Raw genomic sequence first — 9769 nt, forward strand, 5'->3', positions numbered from 1 at the left:
ACCTGTCGCATAAATCTGTCGCACGTTGTAAGTTGCCTGCGACAACAAATGCGACAGGTGCTTCATGGAAAATGTAGGACAGCAGATTGGTTACGCTCGGGTTTCGACGCAAGGTCAGGATCTGGAGCAACAACGGATTGCCCTAAAGCAAAACGGTTGTCAGCGAATTTTTGAAGAAAAGGTCAGTGGGGCTAAGCAAAACCGTCCTGAACTGATTCGGCTGCTCGATCATTTGCGACCAGGTGATGTACTGACCGTAACGCGGTTGGATCGATTGGCTAGGTCAACAACCGACCTGCTCCACATTTCAGAACAACTCAAAACTTCAGGTGCAGGTCTGCGTTCACTTGCTGAGCCATGGGCCGACACCACCTCTCCAGCTGGGCGCATGGTTTTAACGATATTCGCCGGGATTGCTGACTTCGAGCGCTCTCTCATTGGCGAGCGAACCAGTGCTGGCCGAGCTGCTGCGAAAGCCAAAGGCGTTCGATTTGGGCCAAAGCCTGTTTTGACTTCTGAGCAGATAACCCATGCACGTAGGTTGATTAATGAAGGTCAATCAGTGGCCGAGGTTGCACGTCTTTTGGGGGTGCATCGAGCCACGCTATACCGTGCGTTGCCTCAATAGATTGAACGGGACATTCGTTAAATGACCCCCGTCATCCAAGCCCACTCCGGTGGGCTTTTTGCTGCCGGTTGGACGCCAGAGGGGTGGGGTCTGGCCTACCATCCCCCTAGTGAGGGGTTTTACGCGCATTCAGCCCCTGTCCTTCATGCCCAGAGGCCTGCTTTTTAATGTTCGTGCCCTATTTGCCGCTGCAACTTTGGAACAAGTGCTGGAAGCTCGATGGCCCTTGGGTGGGCTGCCGGCGCTGTGATTGTGTTCAGCACTTCACCGCCCCAGGGGCGTTTAACCATGCTCTGGGTTGCCCAGCTCACCGCGTGCATGGCCAATATCCCTTCCGAGACTTAGGGATGATCGTGGAACAGAAAATCCAAGAGGAGTTGTTTTGATGCGAGCCGGCATTCAGGAAGACGCGCTGCGGGCCATGCTCGAGGGCGGCGCGGTGCGCGAGGTGCTGGTCAGTCGGCACGGCGAAAAATGGGGGCTGGCGATTCGCTTGGGCGGCGCCGGTAGCCGTTGGCTGCCGGTGCGCTCGCGGCGTGAAGCGCTGCGCACCTGGGCCAGCCTGACCGCGGTCGGTCGGTTTGCCGACGCTCAGGGCATCAAGGGTTTTGCCGTCGAGCTGTGAGAGCTGCTCAAAGTCTCTTACAAGGGACTCCCATAGGCCCCTAGCTTCAGCATATGCCTCCAACCCAACGATTAGCACGGATTGAATCTCCAGCGTCCTTCGCAGGGGGGCCGGGTAAACCCCTTCATTGCGTACATTACCCATGCCTCTACTAAAACTTGAGGGGCCACTGACACTTGTGGGGCTACAGGATGAACAGCATGGATTCGGTACCGCGATTTATTGAGCCGGGCGACGACCAGGACGAGGCCCTGGCGCTGCCGCTTTACGTCAGCCGGCAGGTGGATGATGAGACCCGTCGCGCTCAGGAGGCGCGCAAGTGGCTGTTGGCCGCGGTTGTGCAGCAGCAGAGGACCGACTCCTTAAACAACGGCTGAGCGCGCGAAAAACAACGCGAAAAAAACGGTAAAAAAAGATACGAGAACGGAAAAAGAACAGCCGACGCAACGGATTAAGTCTGCTGAATAGGGGGGCAAGATAGGTGAAGTAGGCCTACCGGCCCACTCCACAGCTTGCCCATTCGCCTGCGGCTCAAGGGAAAGTTTCGCGTCCGCGAAACTGTTAGTCGTCCAGGGCGCTAAACAGACTTGACCAGGTGGCGGGCTCCTGAGGCTTTTCAGAGGCTAAGGGTTTGGCCACCGGTGGAGATTCGGGTTTGTGCTCGATGAGTAGAACTGTGGCACGTAGTTCTTGGATTTCTTTACGGAGAGCCTGTAGTTCAGCTATTACCTGGTCCCATTGCTTGTTTGTGCCAAGGTGTGCCATCTCGGGTGTGTCAGGTTGTGCCACGGATACCAAAGCGCCATAAGCGCGCATCAGTTCGGATGTTTCAAACTGACGATTTCCGGAAGCGTCTAAACCATATGAAACAAGGCCTCTATCCATATCTCTATAGATGGATCGTCGACTTCTGCCGGTTAGTTTCACGGCTTCGTTGAGGGTGTGCCATGCCATGTTTTAGTGCTGTGCCAGAGTGTGCCAAAGAGCTGGAATCTTAATCCAAAAGCTCAGGACAAAAATCACGTCAAACCCAAAGACAATTGAGTTAGGCGCGAGCGAGCAGCCTCCCAAGTTTCACCAGGACGTGCTTGTTTGGCGATATCGTCATCTGACAGTTTGCTGCGCTTGGTTTTGGTATCCGCATTTTTTGAGGGTCTAGCAGTGCTTTTGGGACTGTAGTCGAACACTAAGTGTGTGACCTTGCGACCTGTTTTACGCTGGCTCCACGTAAGCTTCAAAGGGCTATGCTCGTTGATCTGTTCAACAGCTGGATCAAGTACCCGGCGCTTTAAATCCTTGATCGAGGGGTAACGGTCTTCGAGCTGGAGCCAGCGGCGCAGATCATCTAGTGCTACTTCGCGATGGCCTTCTGGCCATTGAGCTAGCAACTCATAAAGACGGATGCCATAAGCACTGGTCATCTTAGCTACGTCAGATAGCGCGTAGCGTGTGAATTCTCGCTGGAGGCCGGTCAGGTACGGGAGGATGTCTTTGCCAAAGCGCATCTCAATGCGGCCTTCCTGATCGATGTAATCGACCGTCTGAACCCAGCATGTGACGCGACGGCGCTTGGATCGGATTGTTATGCCATCCGGCTCTAGGACAAGGCTCACGCGCCTGGTTTGTAAGCGTTCAGCAGCATTCTGGAGGTCACGATAGGCTGTCTTGGGATCTGTACCGCATAGTTGTGCAAGATCGCTTGCAGTGACGCTGTACATCACTTCATCGGTTACCGGTTTATCGCGGCGTACCTGACTGATCGCGGAGAGGATGACACGTTGTTCGGCAACACTCAGACGGTACGATGCTTCGATAATGTGATTCGACTTTACGATGAGCTGACGGTCTTGAATCATGCATCCTCCCTTATTTAGGACTACTCTAGACTTGTCCTTTAATGCCGTCAATCCGTCCCCTTTAAACCGTCAATCCGTCCCCTTTAAACCGTCAATCCGTCCCCTTTAAACCGTCAATCCGTCCCTTTATTAGGTCTGTAAGTCACGTAATTCGTGGCCTCCAGCCACTCTAAAAGGGAAAAGGGAAAAGGAAAAATAGCGTCGAAGCGAAAAAACGCGCTCTGGCACAAATGTAAAAAAGCGCGGCTCTGCCGGGGCACCCCTACGGGGTTCCCCCACTTCGTGGCTCCCCCTCCCCAGTAATGCCCAGCCATAGGCTGGAGACTTTGTTTAAGCGCTCCATGGAGCGCAGTGGTGCCACTTTGCGGCTAGGAGCATCCAAGTGTCTCTAGTGGGCTCACAGCCGATAAAAACGAGTAATCAGTGACGGTGGTGAACCGGAGCTCAGCGCCATTCAGGGAATGGTGATGGTGCTCTTAATTTCGCGTGTGAAAGCATTCGTTTTGGATCTGATCCCAGAGAGTGGGGGTCCCCCTTTGGGGGTCGAGCTGGTGAGCGCGTAGCGCGAATGCTTTTGGCGTTTTGCCCTTTTGTACCTTTTCACCTTTGTACTCTTCCTATGGGACTCCTATTGCTGAAGCCATAGCTGCAGCAATAGAAGGCCCAATAGATCAGACAATAGATAATCCAAGACAAAAGCAGAACCACAGCGCGCCATCCCTTCGGTCTGTCGTGGCCGCCCTGCGGGACGCCCAAACCTTCCGGGGGAGCGCCCCGTCAGGCTTTCAGGGCTCCGACTCGCTGCGCGAGCCTCCACCCTCTTTCCTCCCCTGCGCCCTGGACGGGCTTGTCTCGAAAATTCACCCGCGTGCGCGCCCGGCAAAGCCGGACCAACCTACTTTCTGAGACTGTGCGACGCATCGGTGCGGGACTTCGTCCCTTCCTCTGCTGCTTCGGCTCGTAACCAGGTTGGTCCGGTTTCACCTGACGCGCACGGAAGCGGTGCTGCCGGATGCTGCGCACCCTGGTTTCGCCCTGAACGGGCTGCACCAGGGCAGAACGGAAAAATTCGGCCTGGGGGCCATTTTTCCTCCCTCCCTCGTGGGCTCGGGTGGCGTCTGTCCGGCTGTTTTCCGCCGTCTTCGCCGTCGGTTTATCAGAGCGGCTTTTGGCCGCTCTGGGTGCGCTACCATGCGATTTTCGCCTGGGAGCAAACCTCATGCAGCGTTTAGCAAAACCTTCGGACTACGTCCGGCAAGAAGTTCTCGGCCAATCGACCTTCGTGCTTCCTTGGGAGCCGCGGCTGTGCCCGGGAAATCCTGCGGATGATCCCGAGCTTGGCGCGCAGATCTACAACGAATTTGCCTGTGCTTCCGCCCAGGGCGTCACGCAGCGATCACCAGGCGAACAGACAGCCGACATCATTGATTGGACCATAGCGACGCCTGGAGAAGCCGCGCGCAGCTTGGCTGCTGACCTTGCTGCTACGTACCAGGGTAAGCATCAGTTTCGAATGGAAGATTTAGAGCTGTGGGACGAGGAAACCAAGTCGCATCGAGCGCACCTGATTTTTCATAATGAGGATATTCAGGCGTTTTCAGCTCAGGTAATCATGGCCTTGCGCACACGTGCCAACCGTGAGCAGAAGCCGTAGGCCTCGATTTCAACGAGATTGACATGAGGTGTGACAGCCCTATAATAAGCGCACGGATGCAGCAGACTGGTTTTCCAGACATCCCGCTACCGATGCAAATCGGTCAGGCCAAGCCCTGGTAAATGCGTTCTGAATACCAGAAAGAAATTTTCTGGCGAGGCCCGCTTAAGCGGGCCTTGTTATTTCTGAAATATAATTATTTTATTTGTGTGGAGTTGGTAGCTTTTTGCCAGTCTTCAAACAATGAGCTATTGTAAAGAATCCTACTTTACCGCCTCCACTATTAGTCATTTCAGGATAAGCACTAGTAACGTGTATCCTGAATTTCTTAAATTCTCGATAAACTCTAAATGGTACAAAGTACCATAATTCTTTGCCGTCTTCGGTTATTATTTTTGAAGTCGCATAGCTTTCATATCCCGCATGTCTAACTATGACGCCTGGAGAACCCAAATTTTCTATAATCGCCTTCAAATACTGTTTTGCTAGATTGTACCGTACATAGCAAAAAGGTCTTGAGTCCTTAGGTGCGTGGTACATTAGTATAGCTCTTTCAGCATCAGTCAAATGGGTATAGTCTTTCGCAAAACAGTGAAAAGAATACGTTACCCAAAAATCATAGGTAATCGTAGGTTTTCCAGCCGCTTCATGCTTATAAGTGACCTTGTGTGCATCCAGGAAGGATAGGTCTTCAGGGGCGCCACCTGCTGGGGTAAAGGGTGTCCATTGTGTTACTTCATCAAGTTTCAATTTCTATCCCTTAGATCAGCATGTGCCGAAGCTACCGGTTAGTTACTTAAGCTATTTAAATGCAACAATTTTCATGAATTCAACCCATTCATCGTATAATGTAACATACGCATGGTATTGGTCTATCCCACTTGCGGCAGGCCAAGATATATACTTACTAATGATGTATATATTATCTTCTTCATCGACGTAATAGTTTGTAACTATGTTTCTCCCATAAATCCCAGGCGTTGGTTCGCCGGATATTGTTACAGGATGCTCACTGTTTTTTGTCCAGATTTTTTGTTCGGTTATCCAGTTTTCAATGTTCTTTATTTTTTTTAAAAACGTCCCCTTATCATCCCTTTTCTTCATAAGCATAGTGTGTCTATGCTCTTGAATATTCTCCGATAAAGGAGCTTCACCAAGAGAATTTTTTTTCAAATATTCAATAAGTGCTTTGTTAATAATAGAGTTCTTACTTTCACCCGTCCGCATTGATAAATAGTCAAGCTGGTCTTGGGTATCGCCTGTTAATCGCACTGAAAGCATAGCTCTATCCGCATACTGTGTATGCGCATACTATGTATTCGTTTTTGGAGGTAAGCAAGCCCTGTGATGCTGTTTTCCTACAGGATAAGGAGCCAGTCTAAGGGATATGCGAGGTTAACAATTATTTGTTGGTGTTTTCTTTCTTGAAAAATGCCTGTTGTTACCAGAATACCTTTTAGGTAAGATCCAAGAACGGGCGCGAATCCGTATTCTCTACAAACCTAAAAGGTATCTGGAATGAACATTTTACTTGAAATAGACGAAGCCCTCATGCGTGAAATCATGGATTTTTCTGATGAGGAGCTGCAGACGTTTGAACAGGCTCACGTGTATCTCTTAAAAAAGGGACTCGAAAAGGTGCAAACCGTGTCCTTGGATGCCGATGAGGTCGACAGCCTCGTTGAGCGCCTAATCGCGCGTGCGCTCACTACGGCAGAGGACAAGCCTTTTCTGCTGGCCGCGATTTACAAGGTTTTGAGTAAAAAGCCTGCTGCTGAATGGGCTAGCTTGCACCCTACGACTCGAAAATTGATCGGTCGGCGTTTTCGCCAAGCGATTCGCGAGTATTACAATGACGCGAAAACCGGAGATTTGACTGTCGAGTTCATCGAAAAGACAGCCCAAAACTCGGCTTTATATCGGGTTTCTCAGAAAGATTGATCGCAGTACGCATAACGACGTTTATGGTAAATCGGGTCAAGATCATACCGCGTGCCAGTGCGAGCCCGGCACTGGCACGCGTCCGACTGTTAATGTCGGACTCGACACACAAACATCAGCCAAGTAGTCCGTAAGATTTGCCTGCCAAGTCGGGGCTATTCAGCGCTTAGCGGCTAACGCGGAAGCGACCAGTCAAACGGCTCAAGCGATCGGCTAACTGGCTGAGTTGCTGGCCATCGTCGTTAAGATTGCTAGCATCGCCGAAGCTTTGCTTGGCTACTTGTTGCACGCTGTGTAGGTGCTGACTAACTTCTGCACTGGTCGCAGCTTGCTCGTGGGTGGCGGCGGCAATCAGCTCGTTCATTTGAGTAATACCGCTGATGTTTTGCGCTACTGTGCCTAGCAGTTCAGCAGTCGCTTGACTGTCTTGTACGCAGCTGCGCACGCTGTCTCGGCTTTCTTGCATAGCGGCCGCTGCTTGGCGGCTACCTTGTTGCAAGCCACTGATGATTTTTTGTATTTCAGCGGTAGACAACGCAGTTTTCTGCGCCAGATTGCGCACCTCGTCAGCTACGACGGCAAAACCACGACCATGCTCGCCAGCACGCGCGGCTTCAATCGCAGCATTTAGGGCTAGCAGGTTGGTTTGATCCGCAATCGAGCGGATCACTTCCAACACCTTGCCGATCTGCTCGGACTGTTCTGCCAGCGCCTGAACCTCGGTTTCAGTAACGTCGATTTGTGTGGCCAGTTTGCTGATCTCGCTGCGCACATGGTTGACCGAGCGACTACCCTCGGCAGCTTGCTGGTTGGCGGCTTGAGCTGCCGCCGCGGCGCCATCAGCATGTCCAGCCACTTCGTCAATGGCGGTGCTCATCTGCAGCATAGCTGAGCTCATGTAGATGATTTCGCCTTGCTGTTGCTCTGCCCCAGAGCTTAGGTTCTCGGTGGTTAGCAGCAGACTGTCACCCATTTTTTTCAGACTTTTTGTGTCTCTAATCACTTCGCTGACCAGATCGTCCAAGGTGCCAAGAAATTGGTTAAAACCTAGGCTAACTTTGCCCTGCGCACTGCTGCGGTAGCTGAGGTTGACTTCGTCAACTCGCTCAGTGATCTTCTCGGCAGCTTGCATCAGCGCCGCGCTTTCAACGGCTTCCGCGTGAGTCTGCATCGCCAAGTAAATCAGAATTGCGCTTTCTGCTACGACGTAGAGCGCATGCAGGAAAATGGTTGACCAACTGCCGCTCGGCAGCACAACAACGTCAACACCTTGAGCTTGTAAGGCAAAGAAACTCAAGTGATGCACTGCAATCACCAATGCGGCTACCACGATCGGAAGCCAGTCACGGTAGTACACCAAGAAAGCCAGTAGCACGAAGATGCTGAAATGCATTTCAAGCATGCCGCCAGCTTGGTTGATGTGCAGGGCCGCCATTACCATATACGCCGCGCCCATTACGCAACGCAACAGACGCTGGCCGCTGATTAGCTGGTTAAGCAGGCTCATCACAACCGCTGTACCACCTCCGACCAGGAGCGCTTGACCCCAAGCACCATGCCAGAACGCGAGTCCGAGCGAGTACACAAACATCAGCCACAGCACACCCAGCATGATTCGGTCTGCTTTTTGGTAGTGCTGTTGAAGGGGGGAGAGGTTAGCGGACATGGCGATAGGCTCTAGGTGGTGCTGCAGTCGTGGTGAGTGTTACATAGGGCTAGCTTGATTTAGGCGCTCGACAACTTCTGTATCGGCAAGGTGAGTCTAAGGATGAGCATGCTTTTGCGCGTGATGCCGTAACGCGTTGCCGGTTTGTGATCGTCAATTGTTCGGCCAGTCGCAGAAGCAGCCTACGGCCATTGTGTTATTTGCGTTTACGGGTCTGCCAGCACTCAGGGCGTCGAGAATGGGCTCGATAATGCTGTTACTAGAGGTGCAGGTTGCGCCTTCGCTGTAGGGGCCGAAGTATGCTAATTGGCCTGTCCGGTCCCAGATTGCTACTGCCGGGCTGGCTGGTATTCTGTAGATGCCGCTCAAGGCGGGTAAAGTTTTCAAAGCGTTCAGGGCTTCAGGTAATTGGTCGTGACTACCTGGCGTTTGCACCGCGTAGAAACTAACACCCTGTGGGCCGAAGCGCTTAATAAGCTCGGTAAGGTGCTGCTGGTTGCCGACATTGCATGGGCAGGACGGGTCCCAGAAATGTATCAGGCGGATCGGGCCTGGACCCGCAAGCTCATCAGGCAGGTGCAGCAGCTCGCCGTAGAACAACGCGGTCTGCTCACTGAAGCTGCGCAGGTAACGTGCTTCGTACCACCAGTAGGCGACTAGAATGGAGAGGCCCCAGAGCGCAATTAGCAGGCTGGCCATAAGGGTTTTACGATTCGAGCGGGTCATGGGCAGTCTTTAATTTTAAGACGCAACTTGTCATAGCTAGGGTTTACCAAAGATCAGATGGCCAAGTGTTTAAGGTCGCAATGACGTTTCAACCGGAAAACAAGAAGGCCTTGGGGCAGAGCAACGCGATTCGCCGTGGGCAGGACTAAATACGCCTGATCAATGGCTGTCATTCTGAGGCGACAATGCCGTCTTTCACGGCCTGCTTGAGGTGGTGGATTATCTGATCTTGATAGGCTCTGTATTGACCTTCTAAGCGATCGATCTCGTACATCTGATCTATCCAGACCTCATCAGAGGCATCCTCTACGAGCTTTTCTTGATTCCGCCAGATATTACCATGTGTAAATATCTAGGCACCTTATAACCATATTTTTTATATCGGTATTGATATTTTACGATCGTCTGGAAGACCCAAGACTAGCTCTCGATAGACAGCCAGATTCGATCCATTACGAAATGTCATAAACTCAAAAAACCGAGTGAATTGTCGCATAATTTATAAGTTATGCGACAATTTCACATACGCTGGATTTGTTGGCTCTGACCTGTCGCATAAATCTGTCGCACGTTGTAAGTTGCCTGCGACAACAAATGCGACAGGTGCTTCATGGAAAATGTAGGACAGCAGATTGGTTACGCTCGGGTTTCGACGCAAGGTCAGGATCTGGAG

10 protein-coding genes are annotated in these 9769 nt (G+C 51.8%); 5 read left to right on the plus strand and 5 right to left on the minus strand.

Going from position 1 to position 9769, the window contains the following annotated elements; translation table 11 throughout:
* The first annotated feature begins 64 nt into the window (after nt 1-64).
* The 3 genes from JFT44_RS28410 (at nt 65) to JFT44_RS28420 (ending at nt 1630) form a co-directional block, all read left to right on the plus strand.
* Complete coding sequence (locus JFT44_RS28410) at nt 65-628, plus strand: recombinase family protein (protein ID WP_094989990.1); 564 nt, start codon at nt 65-67, stop codon at nt 626-628.
* Nucleotides 629-1013: 385 nt separating this feature from the next.
* Nucleotides 1014-1253, plus strand: coding sequence for a hypothetical protein (locus tag JFT44_RS28415; protein ID WP_094989989.1), 240 nt, complete (start codon nt 1014-1016; stop codon nt 1251-1253).
* 200 nt (nt 1254-1453) lie between these two features.
* Nucleotides 1454-1630, plus strand: a complete 177-nt coding sequence (locus JFT44_RS28420) for a hypothetical protein (RefSeq protein WP_157315210.1) — start codon at nt 1454-1456, stop codon at nt 1628-1630.
* A gap of 642 nt (nt 1631-2272) precedes the next feature.
* Here the strand turns inward: JFT44_RS28420 and JFT44_RS28430 are convergent.
* Nucleotides 2273-3109: a replication initiation protein gene (locus JFT44_RS28430; RefSeq protein ID WP_048377707.1), complete on the minus strand. Its 837-nt coding sequence runs from the start codon at nt 3107-3109 to the stop codon at nt 2273-2275.
* A gap of 1219 nt (nt 3110-4328) precedes the next feature.
* Here JFT44_RS28430 and JFT44_RS28435 point away from each other — a divergent pair.
* Complete coding sequence (locus JFT44_RS28435) at nt 4329-4763, plus strand: hypothetical protein (protein WP_048377708.1); 435 nt, start codon at nt 4329-4331, stop codon at nt 4761-4763.
* A 201-nt stretch (nt 4764-4964) separates the two neighbouring features.
* Here JFT44_RS28435 and JFT44_RS28440 read toward each other — a convergent pair whose 3' ends face one another.
* Both JFT44_RS28440 and JFT44_RS28445 read right to left on the minus strand, forming a co-directional pair.
* Nucleotides 4965-5513: a stationary phase growth adaptation protein gene (locus JFT44_RS28440; protein WP_082149931.1), complete on the minus strand. Its 549-nt coding sequence runs from the start codon at nt 5511-5513 to the stop codon at nt 4965-4967.
* A gap of 51 nt (nt 5514-5564) precedes the next feature.
* Nucleotides 5565-6044 carry a hypothetical protein gene (locus JFT44_RS28445; RefSeq protein WP_141228787.1) on the minus strand — a complete coding sequence of 160 codons (480 nt, stop codon included), beginning with the start codon at nt 6042-6044 and terminating at the stop codon, nt 5565-5567.
* Nucleotides 6045-6281: 237 nt separating this feature from the next.
* On the opposite strand from JFT44_RS28445, the gene JFT44_RS28450 reads away from it, so the two are divergent.
* Nucleotides 6282-6704 (plus strand): hypothetical protein, encoded by a 423-nt coding sequence (locus tag JFT44_RS28450; protein ID WP_048377740.1) that lies wholly within the window; start codon nt 6282-6284, stop codon nt 6702-6704.
* Nucleotides 6705-6870: 166 nt separating this feature from the next.
* Here JFT44_RS28450 and JFT44_RS28455 read toward each other — a convergent pair whose 3' ends face one another.
* Together JFT44_RS28455 and JFT44_RS28460 are read right to left on the minus strand one after the other, a co-directional pair.
* The gene (locus JFT44_RS28455) at nt 6871-8370 is read right to left on the minus strand and encodes a methyl-accepting chemotaxis protein (RefSeq protein WP_127882200.1); all 1500 of its coding nucleotides are present in this window, start codon (nt 8368-8370) and stop codon (nt 6871-6873) included.
* Nucleotides 8371-8523: 153 nt separating this feature from the next.
* Nucleotides 8524-9096: a DUF6436 domain-containing protein gene (locus JFT44_RS28460; RefSeq protein WP_048377739.1), complete on the minus strand. Its 573-nt coding sequence runs from the start codon at nt 9094-9096 to the stop codon at nt 8524-8526.
* Nucleotides 9097-9769 lie beyond the last annotated feature (673 nt).

This window comes from Pseudomonas sp. MF5691 (genome assembly GCF_016405645.1).
Lineage (GTDB): Bacteria > Pseudomonadota > Gammaproteobacteria > Pseudomonadales > Pseudomonadaceae > Aquipseudomonas > Aquipseudomonas shahriarae.

Bases quoted from the DNA above. Each gene is read 5' to 3' on its own strand.
- JFT44_RS28410 (WP_094989990.1), top strand. From the start codon at position 65: ATGGAAAATGTAGGACAGCAGATTGGTTACGCTCGGGTTTCGACGCAA.
- JFT44_RS28415 (WP_094989989.1), top strand. From the start codon at position 1,014: ATGCGAGCCGGCATTCAGGAAGACGCGCTGCGGGCCATGCTCGAGGGC.
- JFT44_RS28420 (WP_157315210.1), top strand. From the start codon at position 1,454: ATGGATTCGGTACCGCGATTTATTGAGCCGGGCGACGACCAGGACGAG.
- JFT44_RS28430 (WP_048377707.1), bottom strand. From the start codon at position 3,109: ATGATTCAAGACCGTCAGCTCATCGTAAAGTCGAATCACATTATCGAA.
- JFT44_RS28435 (WP_048377708.1), top strand. From the start codon at position 4,329: ATGCAGCGTTTAGCAAAACCTTCGGACTACGTCCGGCAAGAAGTTCTC.
- JFT44_RS28445 (WP_141228787.1), bottom strand. From the start codon at position 6,044: ATGCTTTCAGTGCGATTAACAGGCGATACCCAAGACCAGCTTGACTAT.
- JFT44_RS28450 (WP_048377740.1), top strand. From the start codon at position 6,282: ATGAACATTTTACTTGAAATAGACGAAGCCCTCATGCGTGAAATCATG.
- JFT44_RS28455 (WP_127882200.1), bottom strand. From the start codon at position 8,370: ATGTCCGCTAACCTCTCCCCCCTTCAACAGCACTACCAAAAAGCAGAC.
- JFT44_RS28460 (WP_048377739.1), bottom strand. From the start codon at position 9,096: ATGACCCGCTCGAATCGTAAAACCCTTATGGCCAGCCTGCTAATTGCG.